We start from the raw sequence: 23,963 nt of genomic DNA, 5'->3' as shown, positions 1-23,963 counted from the left end.
GTGGGAATATGAGTGATACAAACAACGTGGAGCAGGATTCGTCAGAGCAAGTTTTTACTGATACAGTAGTTGAAAATACTACGTCAGAAGATGATTCTTTAGAAAAATCTGGCTCTAACAATACCAACAGCGCTCGTACTAACGCTTTACAACATATAGTTGGGTGGAAGCAGCAATATCAGGCTCAGCTATCTCCTTCTCCACTAGAAGATATAACGCAACTTGCTGCACAATTAGAGTTGACGCATGCTCATCCTTCCGGAATTGCGCAACTTTTTGCAAGCGGAAAAGTAACATTAAAATCTTTATTCCGAGACGCTGGAATGTTGCGGGCTGCTGGGCGAAGGCTAGATCGAGTTTTTGAAGATAGAGACGCAAAAGCACACGAAAGTGGCGTTTCCGAACTTTCTTTAATAGTTGGTGTTGCATCGTGGAATGGCAACCATGTGCCTGTTCTTACGTATCCTGTGAAAGTTGTTCGTGACACTAATCAAGATGAGACCTCCGCCACTATTTATTTCTCTGGAAGTGTTGGGCTGAACAATTCGCTTGTGTCGCGTTTAAGTGAGCGTGGTGTTCAACTTAGGGAAGATGTTTTATTCGACGGATCTCAATATGAAAGTGGAACGCCAGAAACTTCTGTAGTGTTTGATGCTATTTGTAAGCAAGCTCGCTCAGCTTTTACAGATTTTGATATTGAGCGCGATATTATACTTGGCTGCTTTACAGATGCTGGTTCGCGTTTTGTAGCAGAAAGTGAACAAATTATTAACGCTTTGCAATCTGGCAATGTTGGAAATGCGATGATTGACGCTATGGCTGGCGATGATCGAACTATTCATAAGCTTCAGTCTGCAAATAAGCTAGAATATAGTCCTTTCGACGCAGATCCTCATAGCGAATGCGAAGTTGGTGAAGTAGATAACGTTGTGCGTTATGCAGCGGAGCTTGTTGCTTCTGGAAATTCTCTGTTCGTGGATATTGATTCGGGCTCAGATTCAGCTGCGATTGCTGCTGCGATTGCTTCTCGTTCTGTGATTGCAGGACATTCTGTGTTGTATGTGCCTAATGTTGTTGAGCAGCAGAGGCGTTTCCGTTACACGTTGAATACGCATGAAATTTCCTCATTAGCATTAGACGTTGCGGATGGTCATATTGCTAAGCATGTCGATGCGCAGTTGATTGCAGCAGTTGGTGCTAGACATAGTATTGCGACTTCACGATTTGAGCAGGTTGCAGATGAGTTGGTTGGAGTGCGTTCTCGCCTTACTCGTTATTTAGGCGATCTTCATGGTATCAACGAAACTTGGGGAGTATCTGCATATCAAACAATCCAGAATCTTGCAGCAATTGCAATGTCTCCAACCCATCCGTCTACGCATGTGCGTTTAGATGTTTCTGCAGCGCACGCCATGACCGGTCATATTGAAGAGTGGTCGAAAAAATTCCACCAAGCCGATGAGCTTGGAGAGTTTAGGATAAATCCTGAAGATACTCCTTGGTTTGGCGCGTCGATATTTGACGAAAATGAAGCTATATCTGTATATCAGCGTGTTGTAGACGTGCTTCTTAAGCTTCTTCCAGCAACTCGAGAACAAGTTAAAAGCACTGTGCAAAGCTGTGGTTTCCCTGTGCCAACAACAGCTCGTGAGTGGAGTCGTCAAGTTACAGTTCTCAAAAATTTGCGACGTGTACTTGACGTATTCCAGCCTGAAATTTTTGAGCGCGATTTAGATGCAATGATTGAAGCGAGTAAGCCGAAAGTTCAGCGTAAAGCCGAAGGCACAATTATGGGCTTCTGGGAACGTAGACATCATGTTCGAGAAGCGCGCAGCTTGCTAAGAGTTGGAGCTAAAGTCGATGATTTGCATGAGGCATTAAAGATTGTTGCGCAGCAAGCAGCTCAGTGGCGTACCTTCGTGCCTCACGGCGGATGGCCTGTTTTGCCGCCAAAATTGGATGATATTGTAAATACTCAAGAATTATTAGCAAGGCATTTAGTTGCTCTTGATGCAGTGTTAGCAACAACTCTTAAGGGCGCAGATCTTGAAAATATTGAATTTGCGCAGCTTGAAGCTCGTTTGCAAGATTTGCATGACGACAGAGCATCTCTAGATACTCTCCCTGGTCGTTGCAATTTGGAGCGTGAGTTCAGCAAAGCGGGCTTATCTGATTTAGTTAGCGATTTGCGTCGTCGCAACGTTACAGGTAATGCAATTGACGGTGAGTTGCAATTGGCTTGGTGGACTACTGTTTTTGAAGATATCGTTAATTCTTCTGCAATTATTTCTCACCAAGATGGCTCCGCAATGCAAGATGTCTCTGATCGATTCGTGCAAGTTGATACAGAACATGTGCGTTCAATCGGTCCAATGGTTCAGCAAGAAGCTATGAGGCATTTGTGCGATTTATTGTTCTCGCACACGCAAGAAGCTAATCAGTTACATACTATGCTTGCAGGAAACCGTTCTGGAATTACTTTTAATAAATTATTGCGCAATTATGCGGAACTTGTGTTGGCTGCGAAACCAATACTTGTAGCTATGCCATCTACTCTTACTATGATGACTCCGTTGAGACCTATTGCAGATACTGTAATAATTGATTCAGCATCTCATATATCAAATATTGAGTTGCTATCTATTTTGTCTCGTGCTCGTCAAGTAGTAGTTTTAGCGCATAAGCAAACAGTAAGTTCTGAAAGTTTGCGTTCGCTTATTTCATTACTACCATCTGTAACAGTAGTTTCTAGAGCAACAAGGCGCTCGCTTCGTTTAGCGCGATTCTTGGAAGAACATGGTTACGGAAAGTTGCGTCATGACGTTCCTGTTGAACGTTTGCAAGGTAAAGTTCGTTTGCATCAAATTGAAGCAACTGGAGTTCCAGTAATGTCTTCTGGGCTTATTGAAAGCAGCCAGCGTGAAATTGATGAAGTAGTTGAGCTTATTCGTCAGCGCGCGAATACGTTTACGGTTGTTCCTTCAAGCTATGTGCTTGTCGTAGTTACGTTGACAAACGTGTTCCGCAGTCGTTTAGGAGCAGAGTTGAAGTCTTTGTCTATTAAAGACGAAAACATGGCTAGATTCTTGCGACATGTGAGACTTTTGGGCGTTAATGAAGCTTCTGGAGCAATAGCAACAGATGTAATTATGTCGCTTTGCTATGCAAAAACATCTCATGGCAGACTTCTTCAGCAGTTTGGATTGCTTGAAGAAGAAGGTGGAAGCAGTATGCTTCTTGACGCTTTGGCTCTAGCTCGTCGTCATCTAGATATTGTTAGTGCGTTTACATCTAAAGATATGGAAGATGAGCGTTTGCACCAAGATGGTCCAAAGCTTTTGAAGAACCTTTTGCAATGGGCTGAGAAGTTAAGTGATAAGCCGCTTCGTCCAGAAGATGCCAACGATGTTGAAGCGCAAATTGCTGCAGAAGCTGCACAAAGAAATGTGCTATTTACTGATTTAGCTGAGCGTATTCGCTCGCGTGGATTAAAAGTTGCAGTCAACTATGGCTTCGATAATGGCGTTAGAATTCCTCTAGTAGTTGGACTTGCGGACAAGTCATTTGCTGTTGCTGTGCTTACGGATGATGCGCAATTTATGAGCGTGCAATCAACTCGTGAACGTCATCGCATGATTATTCAGGATTTGGAATCCTTGGGCTGGTCAGTTATGACAGTGTGGAGCGTTGGAGCTTTTGTCAATCCTGAAAAAGAGGTTGACCGTGTTGTTTCTCGTCTCGGGGAATTGTATGGTGACAACGAATGAGTAAATACGATCCCAATAGAAGATCTCCCCGCAGGTCAGTTAGGGTTGTTCGTGAAGGCTCGGAGCTTTTTGATGCAGATGGCGTTAAACTCGAGCCTTCTGACGAGCTTACTTTGCAACAGCGTAATCAAGACGACGATAATCGTATTTTAAGCGAATTGCCGCCTCACTGGGCGGTGTTTTCCGAGCGTATTAGTTGAGCTTGAAATACGCGAGAAGTAGCAGAATGATTTATTCTTGTTGCTGCTTGTTGCTGACTGGTCATTATCGCTAATTGCTAATAATTACCGCTGATTTCTACTAATCGTGTACGTATTCCATGACGGCAATCTCATTGTGACAATTTCATGGCAACAATTGCCAAAGAGGGGTTTGCAGACTGAGCTTGTAATAATCGCAACGCATCTGCAGCAGGCATAGCAAGAGTGGTAGTATTTTGCTGATTTTGTGAAACTTGGGTGCTTTGAGTTATTTGCATTACCGTAACATTATGAACTACGCTAACATAGTGTTCATCAATTTCTGAAATATTGTTTTCTTCAATATCCTGGTTTTTGTTTTTATCGTTATTTTCTATAGTGCTGCTTTTAGATTTTTCGTTGTTGTGACTTTCTGCATTTTTAGAGTTAGAAATTTCTTCATCTTGTACCGGCTTGCTAAAAGCTAGATCAATTTTTTCGCCAGGAAGCAGTGTGTGATCTGCACTAGCTAAATGAATGGTAATAGAAGTGAATCCTTCTGGAATGCGCGGAATTTTACTCAATAGTGTTTGCAAAATTGGCATGCCTTTACGTATTTCGCATGTTGCAATAATAGAAGCATTCGCGCTTATATTATTAGATAGCGCTTGATTAAATACTTTATGCTTAGGCACTCGAACGTATGCAATATCGTTTACGCTAACGCGTGAACCTTGCTGAATATTGTGTTTAGCTACTGCTATAACTTGAGTTTCTTGTGAGTCAATAATAGTTGACACAACGAGTAAAGCCATCATTCCAGCACATAGCACAATAATGATTTTCCGCACGAAAGCGCGTTGCCTTCGCTGCAATAACGCACTATTTTTTACGTTATTTTGAGATTTAAATAAAGAAAAATTTATGCTCATACCTGCATTTTGAAATATAAAAAATGCAAGAGCAAGAAAAATTGCGCGCTGTGGATAAAACCTATTAGCGCGCAATATTTAAACAATAATTAATATTTATAACTTTACAAAATCATTTATCGGTTCGATAAAAGCCTTTGCCTTTAAAGTTGATTGGAGGAGCAGAGTACACTTTGTGCACTGCATCTTTTCCGCACTGAGGGCAAATGGTAATAGGGTCATCTGAAAATGATTGATGTTCTGAAAAATCGTATCCGCATTGCTTGCAACGATAATGATAAGTAGGCAAAAGTCCCTCCGAAGTTACACGAGCACGTAAGTAGAAACTTACTGTTCCTTCACATATCCTAGTACATACTATGACAGTTATTATAGGTGTTAAATTTGCTTAGTGAATGATTGCGGCACAGCATATTGTGTGATGTCGTGCGCAATAATCCCACATTTTGGCGACACGCCGAAATGTTTATGTTGCTACACATCCTATGACTTCTTTATATTAATAGTTATGGGTTATGAATCGGTGAGTGCGGTACTCGTATTAGTCATCCTCGTAGCCTTATGGTTCGGGTGGTTGCCTAAACGCACGGTTAACGGCATGAAGTCTATGCTTGAACATCGCGAGGATAGGTTTTCACCAACACTTCATCTTGTAGGTGAGTGGAGTACTGCGCGCATTTGCGACGGTACTAGTATGTTGGCAAAAGGGGCTTGTATGCAACCGACACAACAAAAACGAACATTAACTCCTGAATATATTGCGCGCATTCGCGCTGCTAGGCGTGCTGCAATACGCCGTCGTTGTGTGTTGGTAGTTGCGCTTGCTGCCTTGACTTTTGTCGTATTCTTAGCAGGATGCTCTGGTATATTTTCTCCAGTTTTTGCTCTTATTCCTGGAGCTATATTGGCAGTAGTGCTTTATTTTGGAGCTCGTGCTTCTAAGCATGCTCGTGCTTGGGAGGCGCGTATTGCAACAATGCGCGCTGCTTCGAAATGCAAAGCTGAGGATGAGCTGTGCGAACGCCATAATAGTGCTGTTATACGCCAGTTGAAAGATTATTCTTCTGCATCTGATTCTGATTTTAATGGAGAAATCAACAGTAGTGATGCGATTTCTCAAAACGACAGTGCTGAATATTCTGTATCTCAGACTGTAGTGCCTGTTCGAAATGATGCGTCTCGTGACAATACTGAAACTTCGGTTATGGAGCAGAGCGAAATTCGTGTTGCGTTACATCGTGCGGAGCAAGAGCGCAATGCAGCGTTGCGTGAGCGTTTGTATAAAGAAGAATCTGAATCTAAAGAGTCTAATATCGTTGAGGCGGAAAATAAAGACGCATACGATTCTTCTAACGCTTTTGTGGCTTCGGAGCAAAACTATCAGTCTAATCAAGATTTAATTTCGTTCTCGCTTGATTCACAAACTAAGTCTGATTCAGGTAATGCTAATTTAGCATCTCGTACTCCAGAAAGTTTGGAAATTAAGTCAACTAAGCAAGTAGTTAAAGCTGTACCAGTTGCTAATGTTGATAATGCCGATGACGCTGCTAATTTTGCTGCTACAAACTCTTCTCAGTTCCACGAAAAAGAAAAAGTAAGCGAAGTGGATGCTCCAGAGAGTTCTGAGGACTCACTCGGCGTGGCAAATTTGCATGATGTTCTTGCTCGTCGAAATGCATGATTTAAGAGTTTTCTAAAAATTTTCTTAAAAGATTAGCACTCGAGTTGTTAGAGTGCTAAATTCGCGGTATTATGAGGCATAGAACGTAAGTGCGGTTGCGGACGTGATCGTCAGCCTCGTCGGATTGTTTCTTGCGTACGAAATAGTATCTCTTATGAAAGGGGTGGCAACAGTGTCGATTAAGCTCACACCGTTGGAGGATAAGATTATTGTTAAGCAAGCTCAAGCGGAAACTCAGACTGCTTCTGGCTTGTATATTCCAGATAATGCCAAGGAAAAGCCACAGCAGGGTGAAGTTCTTGCCGTAGGTCCTGGTCGTCGCGACGATAAGGGCGAGCGCATTCCTATGGATGTTAAGGTTGGAGACAAGGTTCTTTATTCCAAGTACGGCGGAACTGAAGTGCATTATGAAGGTGAGGACTACTTAATCGTGTCTTCGCGTGATGTGCTTGCAATTCTTGGCTAGTATTTAGCCGGTTGAAACAATAAAACTTACGCTGGAAATGACGGAAACGTTGTTCCCAGCGTTTTTTATTGCGGTACGTAAGAATGTCTGTGGAATATTTGGATAGGCGGCAGAAACTTTACGCGGTTGTAAGGTTTTGGTCGGATTTTTGCTATTGCACAGTTAAGGCATGTGTGGAGTATGATGGAGAAGTATGACATACAAACACCGCAATATTGTAGATACAATTCCTAGCTACAAGCAGGGTAAGCCAGCTCCTAAATTGGACGGCATTCGTGCGTATAAGATTTCTAGTAACGAAAATCCTTATGAGCCTTTGCAAAGCGTAAAAGAAGCGATTTCAAATCGCGCTCTTAATGTAATAAACCGTTATCCTAATATGCGTGGCACAGAAGTTGTTGAAGAACTTGCCAAGCGTTTTGGTGTGACTGCAGACGAAGTCGTGCTTGGTTGCGGCTCTACGGAAGTTATTACGCAGCTTGTTGACTTGGTTGCAGGTCCGGGAGATGAGGTCATATATCCTTGGAGAAGCTTTGAAGCTTATCCGATTATTGTGACTGGAGCTGGTGCTACAAGCGTTCAGATTCCTAACCGTGCTGATGGTTCCCATGATGTTGACGCTATGATTGCGGCTATTAGCGATCGCACGCGTTTGGTTATTTTGAATAATCCTAATAATCCAACTTCTGCTTCACTTAGCGAGGAGGAAGCTCGCAAGGTATTAGATGCTGTGCCAAGCGACGTTCTTGTACTTATTGACGAAGCTTATGTGCAGTTTAACACAGCAAAAGGCACTGCAAATGGCATAAAACTGTACCATGAGTATCCAAATGTAGTTGTTGCTCAAACGTTCTCCAAGGCTTATGGATTGGCAGGTTTGCGCATTGGTTATGGTATTGCTCCGGCTGAAGTCGTAGACGGTATGCGTAAAGTTGCTGTGCCATTTGGAGTGTCTCAAATAGCGCAGGTCGCAGCTTTGGCTTCTTTGGAAGATGACGCAAGCAAGGAGATGAGTACTCGTGTTGCATCTCTTGTTGCTGAGCGTGAGCGCATTCTTGAAGCTTTGCGCGAGCAAGGTTGGAATATTGAAGATGCGTATGCAAACTTCTTCTGGATGCCATTTGGGGCAGATACCGAGCGGGCAACAGAACATTTTATTGCTGCAGGATTGTCTGTTCGCGCTTTTGCTAGTGAAGGTATTCGCATTAGTATCGGCGAGCGCGAGGCTAATGACAGGGTTTTGACAGTTTGCGAAAATTTAAAAAAAGAAGGTTTTTCGCTAAATAACTAGCTTTTTGCATAAAAGTTTTGCTTTCGGCGTGTCTTAATCTTGCATTAGTCGCGATTTCGTGGCAAAATAACAAAGTTGCCGTTTGAAGTTCACTTCTTACGGAGACAGCTGGCGGGTTTCCCAAGTGGTCAAAGGGAGCTGACTGTAAATCAGCCGCTTCGTGCTTCAGTGGTTCGAATCCACTACCCGCCACGCCTCGATAGCTCAGTGGTAGAGCACTTCCTTGGTAAGGAAGAGGTCGTGAGTCCGATTCTCACTCGAGGCTCTCTGGCGGGGTAGCTCAGCTGGCTAGAGCGTACGACTCATAATCGTAAGGTCAAGAGTTCGAGTCTCTTCCTCGCTACAACGGCCAGTAGGAGACTGGCTGGCCAATAATGAATTGTAGAGGTGAACGAAATGGCAAGCAAGAGCGCCGACATCCGTCCGGGCATTACGATGGCATGCACGGAGTGCAAAGAGCGTAATTACATCACGACGAAGAATCGTCGCAATACGCCTGATCGTCTTGAGTTGAACAAGTTCTGCCCACGCTGTGGCAAGCATACGCTTCATCGCGAGACTCGCTGAATCTTCAGCTTACTGCGCTCACGATTTTGGCTTGTTTAAGCTTATTGCTAGTTGCGCAGATTTTATGCTTATTACCCCGCTTAATGCGGGGTTTTTGTTATTTATTGCTGTTAATATTTAAACCATGAGTATGCAAGCATCTTTAGTAAATAATCCATCCTTTGCAGATATAACAACTGTTGGCGTAGGTGGCAAAATTGCGCGTTTTATAGAGCCAAAAAGTCGCGTTGCTGTTATTGAAGCGGTAGAAGATGCTGATGAGCTTGGTCTGCCTTTATGCGTTATCGGTGGCGGCTCTAATATGCTTGTTAGCGATGAGAACTTCAATGGCGTTGTTGTGCGAGATGCTAGACGTGATATTCATGTGCTTGATGAAGCAGCACCTTCAGAAGATGGCATTGATTTGCAAAGTGGTGCTCATTTAGTGCATATCAATGCTGAAGCTGGTTGTAATTGGGATGATTTTGTTTCCCATACAATTTCTCTTGGCTTAGAGGGTGTAGAAGGTCTTTCTGGCATACCTGGCACTGTTGGGGCTTCTGTTGTGCAAAATATTGGCGCTTATGGTCAAGAAGTATCTCAAAGTGTTACTTCCGTAGAAGTCTGGGACCGCAAAACAAAATCAACTATGGAGTTGCAGAAGGATGCTTTAAATTTTGGGTATCGCACTTCATTGCTTAAAAAAAGCATGTACTCTTCAGTAGGAGTTCCTGCGGACTCGTATTTTCCTACTCCTCGTTACGTTGTGCTGTCTGTTACTTTTTGTTTGAAACATAATTCAACCGGCATTGTCTCTCATTCGCAATTAGCTAATGCTTTGCACGTAGAATTGGGTGAGCGCATGCAAACAGCAGCAATACGTCGTGAAGTTTTGCGCGTTCGTGCCTCTAAAGGCATGCTTGAGGATGCTTCTCGTTACGATAAGCTGTGGATGCGTGGTACAAAGTGTGCTGAAGGTGTTGAATTTGCTTTGCGATTGCAAAGTGAAGACTATGTTACTGGCGAATTTTTAGAGGGCGATAATATTTACAGTGATCGTCATAGTTGCGGTAGTTTCTTTATGAATCCAATACTTAGTACTAGTGAAGCCGATACTTTGCCAGAAGATGCTCCTAAATTTGATGCAATTATGCAAGATGGATCGCATGGTATAAAGACTTCTGCAGCTTGGCTTATTGACCATGCTGGATTCCATAAGGGTTTTAGGCTTATAGAAAATGGGAAACCTTCGCCTGCGGGGCTTTCTTCATTGCATACTTTGGCACTTACCAATCGTAATAATGCTTCTTGTGACGATATTGCAAATTTGGCAAAAACTATTATCCGTGGTGTGCAAAGTAAGTTTGGTGTAACGCTTATTCCTGAACCTGTTGTAATAAATATTTCTATAAACTGAAAATTTTACGAATATGATGCGTTTTATGCAGTAATATATAAGTTTATTATTTAAATTTTCACAAATAATAAAGGAACACACGGTAAAACTACCATGTAAGCAATGTTTTGTGTAATATTTACCTACATTATCTATATAAATTTTTTATTTAATTACATTTACAGGAATAAATAAAGAAAATTAAGTAGAAATTTTATATAGGTGAAGTCGCAACTGTTTCGCAAATTTGTCGATGCGCTTCTGATTGCGGCATACCTTTATACCTATACCTCAACGAAAGTGCGTTTATTATGCAAATATGGAGAAAAAAGTCTGTTGAACAGACTATCGCTGAGACTATGGATGGTGAACGCCATCTTAAACGTACATTAAATGCTTGGGATTTGGCAGTTATGGGTGTTGCTGTCGCTGTTGGTGCCGGTATTTTCTCTGTTGGTGCTCAGGCTGCAGCATTTCATGCTGGTCCTGCTGTAATTATTAGCTTTATTATTGCAGGCATTGTATGCGGTTCTGCTGCAATGTGTTACGCAGAATTTGCTTCTATGATTCCAGTTGCTGGATCTGCTTATACGTTTACATATACTACAGTTGGTGAGCTTATTGCTTGGATTATTGGCTGGGATATGATCCTAGAAATGCTGATGGCTGGCTCAGTAATTTCAAAGTATTGGGGCGTTTATCTTAATGATTTAATGAAGCTTTTCGGTTTGAATATGACCACAAGTTTTAACTTAGGTGGTTTCACTATTGATGTTGCTCCGATTATAATCGTTGCATTCTTTACAACTATGCTTGTCCTTGGAACTAAGCTTTCTGCACGCTTCGACGGCGCTTTAACAATCTTGAAGATTGGTATCGTTCTATTCGTGGTTGTTGTGGGCTTCTTCTACATCAAAGCTTCCAACTTTACGCCATTTGTGCCACCTGCAACCGACGCTGCAAGTGTAAAGGGAATAGAAGTCTCTGGGGTTATGGCACAGCCTTTGTGGCAGTGGGTAACAGGCATGCAGCCAGCTGTTTATGGCGTTCCAGGTATTCTTTCCGGCGCGGCTCTCGTGTTCTTCGCATTCATCGGTTTTGATGTTGTTGCAACAACAGCAGAAGAAACTAAGGATCCGCACAAGAACATTCCACGAGGTATTGGTCTTGGATTGTTTATTGTTACTGTTCTTTACATCCTCGTCGCAGTTGTAACAACTGGTATGGTTTCCTACAAGGATTTGGCAAAGCAAGCCGCTCCTTCGCTTTCTACAAGTTTCGAACTTGTGGGTGCTACTTGGGCTGCAAAGATTATTTCCCTCGGTATTGTTATTGGTTTAACAACCGTTGTGATGGTGCTTTTGCTCGGTCTTACGCGCATTATCTTCGCTGTGAGCCGCGATGGCTTGCTTCCACGTAGCTTCTCTAAGGTAAGCAAGCGTGGTATTCCTGCAAGACTTCAGATTGTTGCTGGTATTGTTGTGGCAGTCGTTGCTTCCACTCTCGATATTGGCATTCTTTCCGACATGGTGAACATTGGTACGCTTTCTGCATTCCTGCTTGTTTCTGCTGGTGTGCCGATTATGCGTATGCGCAGACCAGATTTGCACCGTTCATTTAGCGTTCCTGGCAATCCATGGCTTCCGCTGTTTGCAGCGCTTTCTACATTCTGGCTCATGCTTAACTTGTCTGTATTGACTTGGATTCGTTTTGCAGTGTGGCTGGCAATAGGCTTTGCGGTGTACTTCGGCTACTCTTACCGCAATTCTTTGCTTGGCAGGCAGTTGCGTAAAGCTAAGCAGCTCGGTGTTCCGGTTGAAACTTTGTTTGCTCAAGATGCTGCTGCTGCAGAGAAGGTAGCTGAAGGAGAAACAGAGGAGCAGGCTCGTGCAGAAGCTCAAGCTGAGGCGACTGCTGCAGCCTCGCAAGATAGTTATAATTAATAAATTATTTATTTAGCAAGAAGTCGGCATACGGTTATATCGCATGCCGACTTTTTGTGTCATAGACTTTTCAAAAATGTTCTATAATAGAAAAGTTGCATAAAAGCAGAAAGGAGGGCGTTATGCCATATGTAATCGCAGAGCCTTGCGTTGATGTAAAAGATAAAGCGTGTGTAGATGAATGCCCTGTAGACTGCATTTATGAAGGCGATCGAACGCTTTATATTAACCCAAACGAGTGTGTGGATTGTGGAGCTTGTGAACCGGCTTGCCCAGTAGAAGCTATTTTTTATGAAGATGATTTGCCAGAAGACTGGGAGTGGTATCGCGATGCTGCGGTTGATTATTTCGACAAGCTCGGAGATTTGGGAGGAGCTACAGATGCTGGAGCTTCCGGATGGGATGAAGCTCGCGTTGCAGCCTTGCCTCCGCGTTCAGATAAAGCAAGTAATTAATTATTTGCAAAGTATTATTTAATGTGGCGCGAGTTTACAATCCAATGTGGGCAGCGTTGTTGCCGTATTTTTTGCGAACGGCATCTAAAGCGTGTTCTGCGTGACGCAATCTAGTATTTTTATTCATTGTGGACATGATGTTTTGTGTAGGATTTTTAGATTCGCGAGTATTTTCCTCCAGAATATCGTTTAGAGAAGGCTGAAGTGAAACTTTGTTTGCTGGCACAAGATTATTCGCTGTAACACCAGCTAAACGAACTGGGCTTAAAAGCTTTGTGTTATTGCCTCCAAGAATGTAATTATGCACAGTTGGATTAGCTTTAGAAAGCAAAACAACGACATGTTCGTAAAACTCGTGTGTTGAATCAGTTGCGTTTTGCAAAGTAGAAGATCTAGTAACATAATGCAAGTCGCCAAAGCGTAGTTTTAACGTTATAGTGCGTGCCATAAGTTTTCTGTTTCGCAACTGTTGAGTTACTTCGCTGCAGCATTGCTGTAGTAATTGTTTAACAGCATTCTCGTTCGTGGTATCTGTATCAAGAGTTCGCTCAGTTCCAATGGATTTTTCAGGGGCATGTGCAGTCACAGTGCGCTCGTCTATGCCCCTAACTGATTGATATATCATTCTTGCTAAGATTTGCGAACCCGTTATGCGAGTAAGCGTTGCTTCGTCAACATTTTTAAGCGACGCAACAGTAGATAAGCCCCAATCCTCAAGCTTATGTATTAAAGATGAGCCAATTCCTGGTATTGCGCGCAATGGCATTATTGACACAAAATCTTCATTACATTTTTGCGGAATAAGAAGTATTCCATTAGGTTTTGCATTAGTTGAAGCCATCTTTGCAATAAGTTTATTGCTGGCAATGCCAACCGAGCATGTAATATGATACTTTTCAAATACTTCTTTTCGTACCCAAGTTCCAATATTTACAGGCGATTTCCACTGTAATAAAGCCGATTTAACATTCATATAGCATTCGTCAACAGAAACTTTTTCAACTTGATTAGTAATATGCAAAAAAATATTTTCAAAAATACTTTTGGAAACGCTTGAATAGTAAGGAATGTCAACTGGCAAGAAAACTCCTTGTGGACAAAGATTTCTAGCTTTAACAACGGGCATAGCGGAATTAACGCCGTAAGCGCGCGCTTCGTAGCTTGCTGCAGAAACAACAGCGCGATTGCCTGTGCCGATAATAAGCGGCTTTCCTTTAAGCTCCGGGTGTCTTGCAACTTCTAAAGAAGCATAAAATGCATCCATGTCGACGTGAAGTATGTTACAACCTGAGGTGTCGTGTCCCCAATCACGTTTCGCTGCTTGTACTCTCGGTGCTGTACTCATAAGTTTATAATAGAACAAACGTTCGATTTTATGGAAAAAATTTGTGGATTAAACTAATGTTTTTGTAAAAAAGCGTATGTCGGATCAATATTCATGTAGGGTTGTTGCTATGAAGCAATTTGTCGTCAATCTTTTACATCGCATGCCTGTGCTGCTTATTATCGTCATTGAGGCTTCAATGGTGTATACAGCAACTTCTGTTGCAAAAGTAGCTTTTAGCCAATTGGATCCTCTGTATGCAGTGTGGTATCGCGTAGGATTTATGACATTGTTGCTTTTGGCTTGGAGAAGACCATTTTCTCGCAGCAAACGTAGTCTTTTGCCAAAAACGCTACGAGAATGGGGGATTGTTGCAGCTGTTGGCGTGTCGTTAGTTGCTATGAACACTATGTTCTATGTTGCTATTAGTTGCATGGCTGTTGGTGTTGCAGTGACTATAGAATTCATAGGTCCTTTGCTTGTGGCTGTTATTGCAGGTCATGAATGGCGAGAGCGTGTGGGAATTGTGATTGCTGTTTGTGGCATTATGCTGTTGGCTAGCGCTTCTATACATAGTTCAGTAAGCCCGCATTTTCTAATTGGGTTATTCGCCATTCTTGTTGGCGGTTCAATGTGGGGCCTATATATTGTTTCAGGTCGCATGTTGGCAAAAAGTTCACACGCTATTGATCGTGTAAGTGTTGCAGCTCTTATTGGTTGGCTGCTGCAGTCTGTTGTTCTTGCTGTTCCTGCAGTGCAGCATGTTATTTCGCCTAAACCAGAAGCTACTTGGGCTGCTCGCCCTGGTGGTTCTTTTGCTTTACTTGCGTTAATGTTGGTTATTGCAATATGTGCTTCTTTCTTCCCAACTTTGCTTGATCAGGTTTTATTGAAACGTGTTACTTCTGCAAAATACTCTGTTATACAAGCGTTGTATCCTGCAATCGCAGTTATTATTGGAATGGGATTTGGTGAAATTCCAACATTGACTGATATTGCAGGAATAATTCTTGTTATGTTTGCTGTAGTTGTAACGTTTTCTGGAGATCACAATCCTGTGTAGCACTGGATATTGTTATATTAAATGTTATCTTAAAGTGTGTCGTCAAGCTTGTTTACAGTCCTTAAGAGGTGCTATAGTGTCAATCTGTTGCTGTTATGTACAGTAAACAAGTGGAGTCATGCCTGAGTGGCCGATAGGGGCACCCTGCTAAGGTGTTAGTCGCGTAAGCGGCTCGAGAGTTCGAATCTCTCTGACTCCGCGAATCACTCCGGATTGCTTTTTGCAGTCCGGAGTTTTTGTTTTTTAAAAATCTCCACATGAAAAAATTGGGTAAGCGGCGGGTAAGCGGCGGGTAAACGACAAAAATTTAGGCAAGAGATTTAAGCAAAATTGTGGATTTGTGCATAACTTTTATCCAAATACTACCTTTTAACCACAATACTAAAAAAATATTTACGCAAATCTTTTCTAAAGTCATAGTTGATGCCATGAGCGCTTACTCTAGTGCTCAATGCAAATAGAAAATTATTCTCATAATTCGCTATTGCATTAAGGGTTGGGTTAAAGGAGATTTTTATGGAAACATATTTTGGGAAGCATACTAGTTTTAGTTGTGCGAATAAATTGCGAAACCTCATGAAACAAAAAAATATTCGCAAAATGTTGGCATTGTTTACTTCCGCAGTACTAGTTCCTTCGGTGCTTTGTTCGCAAATTGCTATGGGATCTGTCGATAAATTAACGGGTTATTATTACAAAAAGTCGAATACTGTTGAATGGCTAAGCGAAAAGATTGCAAGGCTAAGGCTCGGTCCTGTTACGGATAAGTGGGAAGGTAGAAAGAATTCTATTTTTTGCATGGAATCTTCCGTGTTTATAGATTACAAAGGCAATATTAAGCAGATGAATGGTGAAGATTATCGTATTGCTGCAAATATTATTAAAACGCACAACAACAATGACGATGATTTAACTCAGGCTGCTTTGGCGTTTATGATTCATAATCATTTTGATATTAATCAAGATAGATGGAAGGAGGCTGTTGAAAACGGATTTGTAGACGTTGAAACAGAAACTTTAAGGAATAAGGCAGATAAGTTGTGGCAGCAGGGTGTTAAAGAAACTCCGGTTAAGACTGTGCTAAAAAATGATTACACTAAGGGCAAGCGCGTTGGCGTAATGCATATTAGTCTGCAAAATTCTAATGGAGATTCTTTAGGAGGAGTACCTATTAAAGTAAAATCCTCAAATAATCTTATTAAATTTGCTAACGGATCTGCATCTTTTGAAGGAAAATCTAAAAAAGAAGGTTTAGATATTACTTGGAACGCACTTGATGCTGGAAACGCTCGAATTGAAGTTTCTTTTAACGCTCCAAAAGCTGAACGTTTATTCTCTCCAAATGGTCAAGATGTGATTAGATCTTTTGAAAATACATGGTATTCACAAGAGTTTCCGTTTAGTGTAGAAAAAACTTTCCAGCCGTTACTTAAGTCGAAAATATCAAAGCATGAGCTGCGTGCAGGAGAGCAGGTAGATAGTACTGTAACTAGCAGTGTTGCAGGAAATGATTCTTGGCCAGAAAATGTTCGTCTTCGCGCGCAAGGCTACTATTTTGTAGGTTCAGCTGAAGATATTTTGCATATTCAACAGCGAAATAGTGGTGAATCTGCTAAAGAGTACTTGAATCGCATGCGTTCTATGCCTAATTTGCGCCAAGTTGCTGCGGCTAAAGCTAATTTCTCTAATTCTGGCGAAACTATAACTGCAGTAGCAAAACGCGCTAATGGCGATATTACAGCATCTGATCTTGATAAAGCAGAAGCTTATAAAGTAAATGATTTAGAAGCAGGTTTGTTTGGCACATGGGTTTGGATTATTTCTCGCGATTCTCAGAATAAATCTGACCGAGAGTTTCTGAAAGATGATGTTGTGCAGCTATTTGGTTCTACAGACACTACGGCTGTTCATCAAGCAACTGTGAGCTCAGATATTGTTGCTAAGCAGCAAACTGTTGGGCTTAATACGGAAATTGTTAATGAGATTACTGTAAGAGGTCTTCCTGAAACTTACGGATCTTTTAAGGGAAATAACAGTTACGGCTTTAATGAAGATAAAAAAGCGCATATTCGCGTTTGGTGGGCTGGTGCAGGTAGCGAAAATCCTACTAAAAAAGACAACGAAAATTATATGCCGGGATCTAAAGGCGAGCCGTCTTATCAAGAGCCAAAAGAAGATAGTCATCATCGTTTGATTGCTAAGTGGGATGTTCCTGCAGTTAATGGCGTGTACAAGATTGGCAACGGAAATATTACGCTTAGACCTATTGCTGGAACTGATAGGTCTACTACTGAGCCGAAAGTTTTGGAAAATAACGTGCATATTCGCGCTAATAAAAATAGTGAGTCAGGATGGTATGTGTTTGTTTATGATTTTCCTGGTTCTTCACGCGCTTTAGCTCATAAATCCGCGTATGACGGATTGTGGAGTCGTGCCTTAGTTGAACCGGATGTTTTAACTACCCCTGTATCTGTTACAACTAGAGTAAGCGATGAAAAAGTTAAGGCTGGTGAAAAGTTTCACGATAATGCTCGTATTACTGGCACGTTGCCAAAAGGAAGTTACGTAGTGTTTAGTGCATACGAGTATGAAGATGGTAAGGGGAATAAGAGTGATTCTAGTGGAGCTAAATGTAGCGATGCTAAGAATGGTGATGCTAAGAATGGCGACGTTAAGAAGGGCAGTGATTCTGAAGCTAAGGAGATTAAGGAAGCTAAGGAAACTAAAGAGACTAAGGAAACTGTAATATCTGCTGAAATTGAGAAAAAAATGCCTCAATCTCGCGTAAATATTACAAATAAACAAGCTGAAGAAAGTAAAAAGTCTTCTATTTCTGTAAGTTCTGCAGATATTACATTAGATCATGAAGGAACTGTTTATTGGAAAGCTGAAGTTTACGATGCTCAGGGTAATCCTTTAGCAACTCACGCATTGGGTGTAGAAGGAGAGACTGTGCAAGTTTCCGGCGGCGAGGATCGTTCTAAGAATGATGAAAATGAGGAGAATAATAAAGAAAACAAAGAAAATGTAGAAGAAAATCATAGTAAAACTGGCAGTGATGAAACGGCTAGCAGTGATGATTCAACTGATTCGAAAAATGATGTGAATGATAATGCTTCCAATCAACACGACAGCACAAATAGCAACGAAAATGCTAATAAGAATTATGTTAATCGAAGTAATACAATTCCAACATCGCTTGCTGTTACTGGTGCTTCTTCAGTAACTGTGATACTTCTGGCTGTTATTACGTTAACCTTTGCTTCAGGTTTATCGTTAGGTCGTTTTTCATCTATAGTTCCTAAGCATGGGAGAATGTCTGGTGGAGCGCGACATGGCGGGATTCCTCCAATGAGGCGTCGGTTAGTGAAATAGCGCATTTTTAATGTAGAATATTTGGCGCGTTAGTCTATTGAGATTTTTTTGAAGTAGATTAACGCGTCATTTTGCAATAAATAATACGATGATGCATAATATAGATACAACGATTTATTGTATTAATTTATATATGATGTTATAACCTTTATGTGGTTGTGTAATTGATAAATCGGAGTAACGATGAAAAATTATGATATTGATAAAGAAAAACTGATAGTACGCATGCATCGAGTACAAGGTCAGCTTGCAGCAGTCAATACTATGATTGAAAACGATGCGAAGTGTCAAGATGTTCTTATGCAGCTTTCCGCTGCAACTGCTGCTTTACATTCTTTAGCAGTGATAGTGGCAAGGGAACATGTCAATAAAGAAATACATGAATCTGTAAAAATTGGTACCGAAGAAGGTGCCGATGCAGCAATGGAAGATATTTCTGGTATCATTGACAGGTTATTGCGTTACGAAAAAGCGTAGTATTGGGTAGTATCTAGTGACTAATTCGCATAATATTCTGCACACTGTTCGTCAATTGCAATCGCAGCCTTTCGAGGCTTCTTTCGTAGAGAAAAAATCAGAGTTTATTGGATGTATTTGTCATATTGATAATCTTGACGATGCTGTGGAATTTATGCAATCAGTGCGTTTTAAGAATCCTAAAGCTCGTCATGTTGCTTATGCTGCAATTTGTGGCTCGTCGAAAGCTCAATTGCATGAGCGCATGAGTGACGATGGTGAGCCAACTGGAACAGCAGGAAAACCAATATTAGATGTACTCAGATCGTCAAATTTAACAGATTGTGTAGTAACAGTAACGCGATATTTTGGTGGTATTTTGCTTGGAGCTGGTGGTCTAACCAGAGCTTATGCGCGTGCAGCAAGTATGGCAGTAGAATCTGCGCAAATAGTTGATATTATTACGTGCACTCGTTTTACTTGCAAGTTGCAATATCAACAATTGCGAATGTTGCAGCATATTGTAAGCCAAATGGAAGGCATAATTGACAACGAAATTTATGGTGCTGAAATTTCTCTTAATATTGCTATTCCAACTTTAAAATCACAAGAATTTCTTGATATGGTTCAGAATACTTTTTCTGGAAGCGTTGTGCCGAAAGCAGATGGTACTCTAAGTAATAAGCTGATAGATACTAAGCGTTAAAGGTGATTTCATGGAAAAGACTAATGAAAAAACAAACACTATTGATGATTCATCTTATGAACCTTTAACTGCTGTATATGAGCATTTACGACATAGCGAAGATTCAGCTGAGCTTCATGAATTTGCTAGGAGAGAATTACCGGATCGATCAGACCAAGCGGCATTTTCTAGAGCCACCTCCTTGCTTGAAGCAGTTGCAGGTAATATCAATACTCCAGAAGAAGACCGTATTTATTTAGCTACAGAAATGCCTTTCCCAAACATATTAGTGAAACTTTCTGAAGATTCTGCTGATAAAGTACGTTTGGCTGTTGCTGAAAATAAAAATGCTAAAAATTGGTTAGTTGGAAGACTTACTAAAGATTCATGTAACGCAGTTCGAAATGCTGCATTATGCAATCCAAAAGCTTCTTGGAAAATGCGTTTAGAGGGTGCGCAATCGGATGGCATAAGTGCTGAAACATTGAAATATCTCGCCTCTCTTGGTGTTAGTGCAGAAGAAAACGCTCCAATTGTATTAGCTTCCATGGTACGAAGAGCTGTTGCGCTAAATCCTGGTGTTCCACAAAATGTGCTGCAAGAACTATGCAACGATAAATCTGAAGATGTATCATCAGCGGCGCGCAGTCGTTGCTAACGCGAATAATGGAGCGTATGGATAATACAACAGATGAAGAAGTAGCAATGAAGCCATTACACCGTCTTGCTGAATTAATGGGCGTTGGCGTGAGTTTTATTGGTTCGGATAATCAAAAACACGAGATTCAAGATAACGTATTAGTTTCTGTCTTAAGCGCATTAGGCGTAGACGCTTCCACAAATGAGACAATAGAAAGATCTACAAACGACGTTTTAGCGTATCGACACGGACGCATTATTGCGCCAACTATTTTGCACACTGTTGGCAAATGTGATGAAGTTACAGTTAATACGGGAATATTAGAATACCCAGTTGCAACATTGACATTGGAAAATGGTGAACAATATAAAGGCGATTTAACTATTGTTCCTAACGAAAATGATGTTGCATACCCTGTAAATGGAAAATTTGTTGCAACATCTCTTATAAAAATTCCTGAAGATGTGCCAATGGGTTATCACACATTGCGTGTGACAGTTGGTGAGAGACAAGAAGAAGCAACACTTATTAGTGCTCCAGAAAGCATTGATACGCTGAATTCCTTAGAGCCCAATGGAGAACAGCTTTGGGGATGGATGGCACAACTTTACTCAATCCGTTCTTCAAAGTCTTGGGGTGTTGGTGATTTTGCTGATTTGGCGACTCTTCTTACTGAAGCTAAGCAAAAAACTGGCGCTGACTTTGTGTTAATAAACCCAATGCATGCAGGTGAGCCTATAACTCCGCTTACTCCATCCCCATACCTGCCGGTTGCTCGAGGAATGGTAAACGTAACGTATATTCGCCCAGAAAGTATTCCTGAGTACGAAACGTTAAACGATAAAACTCGCAAAGAAATTGAAAAGCTTCATGGACAGGTTGAGCCGCTTAACAATGACGCGCAAATAATAGACCGTGATTCCATGTGGCGTGTAAAAATGCGTGCATTGTGGCTGATTTTCAAGGCTGGTATGTCTGAAGATCGCGCTCGCATTTTTAATGAGTTTAAGCATGAGATGGGTGACAGGCTTGAATCTTATGCCACTTGGTGCTTGTGCTACGACAAGTGGGGTGCTCCAAAGGGTGACGATTGCTGGGAGAAAACTCTTACTAAGGATTCTGATCAAGTTCGCGAATTAGCTAATCGTTTCCCAGATACTCTTGAGTTTTATCGTTGGCTTGAGTGGGTTGCTTTTACGCAATTGCATGATGCTCAAGTTGCTGCACGTAAAGCTGGTATGAAAATCGGCATCATGTCTGATATGGCTGTTGGCGTGCATCCTGCAGGATCTGAAGTTTGGTGGAATCCGGAGAGATTTGCTAACGGAGCTACTGTTGGCGCTCCACCTGATTACTTCAATCAGCAAGGTCAAGATTGGTCTCAGCCACCTTTGCACCCATTTGAGCTTGAGCGGACTGGTTTTAAAACATACCGAGATATGGTTCATGGAATGTTTGCTTCAGCAGGTGCTGTTCGCATTGACCATATTCTTGGACTTTTCCGCTTATGGTGGATTCCAGAAGGTTCAGCTCCAAGTGGCGGTGCTTATGTTTACTACGATGCTGATATTATGCTTGGCATTTTGGCAATTGAAGCCGCTCGTGCTCACGGTGTAGTTGTTGGCGAAGATTTGGGTGTTTTGCCTGCAAATGCTTTGGAAGTGTTGCGCAAGAAGGCTGTGCTTGGTTGCACGGTTGAATGGTTCGAAGAGCGTGACGGCGAATTCCGTACTCCAGACAAGTGGCGCGAAATGACGCTTGCATCTGTAAATACGCATGATTTGCCTCCTGCTGCCGGTTATTTGCGCTATGAGCAAGTTAATATTCGTGAGCGTTTGCACTTGCTTACTGGTTCTGTTGAAGAATTCCGCGCTGGAGCTGAGGCAGAGCATCGCGCTATGATGCGAATGTTGGTCAAAGGTGGTTATTTGGATGCTCAGTTGCTTGAGGATGAGGATGCTCATACTCAGGAGATTGTTGAAGCATTGTACCGCGCTTTGAAGGCTGCTCCTTCCAAATTGTTGGCTGCTTCTTTGGTCGATGCAGTTGGAGAGTGTCGTGTGCAAAATCAGCCTGGAACGAATGACGAGTATCCGAATTGGCGTATTCCATTAGCTGATGGTGAAGGCAATCCTGTGTCCTTGGATAATATGTTTGATTTGCCTCGAGTGCAGTCGCTTTCTGCGATTATGAATGCATAACATTTTGTGATTTATTTTGTTTGACAATTTGTTTAGCAATTTGTTTTGTATTCGTCTCAGCCTTATATAAAATATACATTTGCAAGTAGTCGCCACTTGGCGATATACTTGCAGATTGTTGTGTTTCCCTAAGGGGTCCTTCAAAGCGCTTTTCCCACTCGCCATCGAGGACTTTCAGGGAGCCCACGGATTATGAGTAAAATATTTTCTATAAACCAAGAAGATATACGCTCGAAACACAATAGAGAAAAGGTACGATTGTGAAGACTTTCACACCGAAACCAGCAGATTTAACTCATGACTGGTACATCATCGATGCCACTGACGTGGTACTTGGTCGTTTGGCCTCTCAGGTAGCAATCTTGCTGCGTGGTAAGAATAAGCCAACGTTTGCTCCTCATGCTGATTCTGGCAATCACGTTATTATTATTAACGCTGAAAAGATTGCTTTGACTGGCAACAAGTTGAGCAAGGAACTGTATTCCCACTCTGGTCGTCCGGGCGGCCTTCGTCGTGATAGCTATGCAGAGCTTTTGGAAAGGAATCCAAAGCGTATTATCATGGCTGCCGTTAAGGGTATGCTTCCAAAGAATCGTCTTGCTAAGGTGCAGCTTGACCGTCTTCGTGTGTTCACCGGAGCTGAGCATCCGCACACTTCGCAGAAGCCACAGGTCTTCGAGATCGCTCAGGTCTCTCAGCAGGCTAAGTGAGATCAAGGAGAATAGATATGGCAGAAAATAACAACTCCGCGGTTCTTGAGAACGAAGAAGAACTGACTAGCTACACCACTGAAACCAATGCTGGTGCAGGCACTGGTACTTCCGCCATCGAGCCAGGCTACGGCACTGGTCGTCGTAAGGAAGCTGTTGCTCGCGTGCGTTTGGTTCCTGGCTCCGGTAAGTGGACTATCAATGGTCGCACTTTGGAGGAGTACTTCCCATCTCGTTTGTTGCAACGCGAAGTGAATTCACCAATCGTGTTGCTCAAGCTTGAAGGCAAGTTTGATGTTGTAGTCCTCGTTGACGGTGGTGGTACCACTGGTCAAGCTGGTGCTATTCGTTTGGGTGTTGCTCGTGCATTGAATGCTATCGATTGCGATGCAAACCGTGTTGCTTTGAAGAAGGCTGGCTTCTTGACTCGTGACGCTCGCGTTGTGGAACGCAAGAAGGCTGGTTTGCACAAGGCACGTCGTGCACCTCAGTTCTCGAAGCGTTAAGTTTCGCGAATTTATATTTACAAATGGCTCCTGGTTTTGCTGGGAGCCATTTTTGTATTTTTTATTATTTATTAAATTTGTTGAGTAAATGTTATAAATAGTGTGTAATTATCTGTCAAAATTGACATTCTAGAAAAATTTATCTATTAATCGAACATAAATCATTACAAAAAAGAACAAATAACGAACAATAGAGGATAAAGCTCGCTCATAAATAGCGCAACTCGCTTCAAAGATGCGAAAGTACAGCAAAGAGACTAAATTGTGACTTGTATCACATATTTAGCGGTGAATACTAAATTAGTCTGCTCATAAGTCTATTGATACCGCTGGTGGAACTATCGAGG

General features: G+C 41.9%; 20 protein-coding genes and 4 tRNA genes. 21 read left to right on the top strand and 3 right to left on the bottom strand.

The annotated features are described in order from the left end of the window. The first annotated feature begins 8 nt into the window (after positions 1-8). A complete protein-coding gene (locus P0108_RS01275; protein ID WP_473730693.1) occupies positions 9-3,767 on the top strand; it encodes a helicase in 3,759 nt (1,252 codons plus the stop codon). Beyond that, a complete protein-coding gene (locus tag P0108_RS01270; RefSeq protein WP_004109746.1) occupies positions 3,764-3,967 on the top strand; it encodes a hypothetical protein in 204 nt (67 codons plus the stop codon). Before P0108_RS01275 ends, P0108_RS01270 begins: the two co-directional genes overlap by 4 nt. Positions 3,968-4,098: 131 nt before the next feature. Here P0108_RS01270 and P0108_RS01265 read toward each other — a convergent pair whose 3' ends face one another. Together P0108_RS01265 and P0108_RS01260 are read right to left on the bottom strand one after the other, a co-directional pair. Continuing rightward, on the bottom strand, positions 4,099-4,878 hold the full coding sequence (locus P0108_RS01265; protein ID WP_473730692.1) for a CpaB family protein: 780 nt from the start codon (positions 4,876-4,878) through the stop codon (positions 4,099-4,101). Between the two features lie 112 nt (positions 4,879-4,990). Next, on the bottom strand, positions 4,991-5,167 hold the full coding sequence (locus P0108_RS01260) for an FmdB family zinc ribbon protein (protein ID WP_004574103.1): 177 nt from the start codon (positions 5,165-5,167) through the stop codon (positions 4,991-4,993). A gap of 309 nt (positions 5,168-5,476) precedes the next feature. Here P0108_RS01260 and P0108_RS01255 point away from each other — a divergent pair, with 309 nt between their 5' ends. The 10 genes from P0108_RS01255 (at position 5,477) to fdxA (ending at position 12,656) form a co-directional block, all read left to right on the top strand. Then, a complete protein-coding gene (locus P0108_RS01255; RefSeq protein ID WP_116431937.1) occupies positions 5,477-6,559 on the top strand; it encodes a hypothetical protein in 1,083 nt (360 codons plus the stop codon). Between the two features lie 172 nt (positions 6,560-6,731). Then, positions 6,732-7,025 (top strand): co-chaperone GroES, encoded by a 294-nt coding sequence (gene groES / locus P0108_RS01250; protein WP_004114319.1) that lies wholly within the window; start codon positions 6,732-6,734, stop codon positions 7,023-7,025. A gap of 193 nt (positions 7,026-7,218) precedes the next feature. Continuing rightward, positions 7,219-8,316: a histidinol-phosphate transaminase gene (hisC, locus tag P0108_RS01245; protein WP_004109741.1), complete on the top strand. Its 1,098-nt coding sequence runs from the start codon at positions 7,219-7,221 to the stop codon at positions 8,314-8,316. Between the two features lie 110 nt (positions 8,317-8,426). Further along, positions 8,427-8,508: transfer RNA gene (locus P0108_RS01240), tRNA-Tyr, on the top strand. A gap of 1 nt (position 8,509) precedes the next feature. Next, positions 8,510-8,581, top strand: a tRNA-Thr gene (locus tag P0108_RS01235). A gap of 4 nt (positions 8,582-8,585) precedes the next feature. Then, a tRNA-Met gene (locus P0108_RS01230) sits at positions 8,586-8,659 on the top strand. Between the two features lie 53 nt (positions 8,660-8,712). Then, positions 8,713-8,883: a 50S ribosomal protein L33 gene (gene rpmG / locus P0108_RS01225; RefSeq protein WP_004105548.1), complete on the top strand. Its 171-nt coding sequence runs from the start codon at positions 8,713-8,715 to the stop codon at positions 8,881-8,883. Between the two features lie 124 nt (positions 8,884-9,007). Beyond that, positions 9,008-10,279, top strand: a complete 1,272-nt coding sequence (locus tag P0108_RS01220) for an FAD-binding protein (protein ID WP_012913815.1) — start codon at positions 9,008-9,010, stop codon at positions 10,277-10,279. 290 nt (positions 10,280-10,569) lie between these two features. Continuing rightward, positions 10,570-12,201: an APC family permease gene (locus tag P0108_RS01215; RefSeq protein ID WP_119504594.1), complete on the top strand. Its 1,632-nt coding sequence runs from the start codon at positions 10,570-10,572 to the stop codon at positions 12,199-12,201. A gap of 122 nt (positions 12,202-12,323) precedes the next feature. After that, positions 12,324-12,656 carry a ferredoxin gene (fdxA, locus tag P0108_RS01210; RefSeq protein WP_004109733.1) on the top strand — a complete coding sequence of 111 codons (333 nt, stop codon included), beginning with the start codon at positions 12,324-12,326 and terminating at the stop codon, positions 12,654-12,656. Between the two features lie 34 nt (positions 12,657-12,690). On the opposite strand, the gene dinB is transcribed toward fdxA, so the two are convergent. Then, positions 12,691-14,001 carry a DNA polymerase IV gene (gene dinB / locus P0108_RS01205; RefSeq protein WP_473730691.1) on the bottom strand — a complete coding sequence of 437 codons (1,311 nt, stop codon included), beginning with the start codon at positions 13,999-14,001 and terminating at the stop codon, positions 12,691-12,693. A gap of 109 nt (positions 14,002-14,110) precedes the next feature. Between dinB and P0108_RS01200 the strand changes: the two genes are divergently transcribed. The 9 genes from P0108_RS01200 (at position 14,111) to rpsI (ending at position 23,616) form a co-directional block, all read left to right on the top strand. Then, positions 14,111-15,043, top strand: coding sequence for an EamA family transporter (locus P0108_RS01200; protein ID WP_119504593.1), 933 nt, complete (start codon positions 14,111-14,113; stop codon positions 15,041-15,043). A gap of 112 nt (positions 15,044-15,155) precedes the next feature. After that, a tRNA-Ser gene (locus P0108_RS01195) sits at positions 15,156-15,242 on the top strand. A gap of 317 nt (positions 15,243-15,559) precedes the next feature. Beyond that, positions 15,560-18,418 carry a peptidase gene (locus tag P0108_RS01190; RefSeq protein WP_473730690.1) on the top strand — a complete coding sequence of 953 codons (2,859 nt, stop codon included), beginning with the start codon at positions 15,560-15,562 and terminating at the stop codon, positions 18,416-18,418. A gap of 183 nt (positions 18,419-18,601) precedes the next feature. Beyond that, a complete protein-coding gene (locus P0108_RS01185; protein ID WP_004109707.1) occupies positions 18,602-18,895 on the top strand; it encodes a metal-sensitive transcriptional regulator in 294 nt (97 codons plus the stop codon). 16 nt (positions 18,896-18,911) lie between these two features. Next, positions 18,912-19,580, top strand: a complete 669-nt coding sequence (locus tag P0108_RS01180; protein WP_116773824.1) for a YigZ family protein — start codon at positions 18,912-18,914, stop codon at positions 19,578-19,580. Between the two features lie 10 nt (positions 19,581-19,590). Then, positions 19,591-20,217 (top strand): hypothetical protein, encoded by a 627-nt coding sequence (locus tag P0108_RS01175; protein WP_004109701.1) that lies wholly within the window; start codon positions 19,591-19,593, stop codon positions 20,215-20,217. A gap of 8 nt (positions 20,218-20,225) precedes the next feature. Beyond that, positions 20,226-22,400: a 4-alpha-glucanotransferase gene (gene malQ, locus P0108_RS01170; protein WP_473730689.1), complete on the top strand. Its 2,175-nt coding sequence runs from the start codon at positions 20,226-20,228 to the stop codon at positions 22,398-22,400. A gap of 260 nt (positions 22,401-22,660) precedes the next feature. After that, positions 22,661-23,110 (top strand): 50S ribosomal protein L13, encoded by a 450-nt coding sequence (gene rplM / locus P0108_RS01165; RefSeq protein WP_012913824.1) that lies wholly within the window; start codon positions 22,661-22,663, stop codon positions 23,108-23,110. Between the two features lie 17 nt (positions 23,111-23,127). After that, on the top strand, positions 23,128-23,616 hold the full coding sequence (rpsI, locus tag P0108_RS01160; RefSeq protein WP_473730688.1) for a 30S ribosomal protein S9: 489 nt from the start codon (positions 23,128-23,130) through the stop codon (positions 23,614-23,616). Positions 23,617-23,963: the final 347 nt, after the last annotated feature.

The sequence above is a fragment of the Gardnerella sp. c10Ua_244 genome (assembly GCF_055818055.1).
The sequence above is the reverse complement of the archived record's forward strand: the minus strand, read 5'-3'. Positions and strand labels throughout refer to the sequence as shown.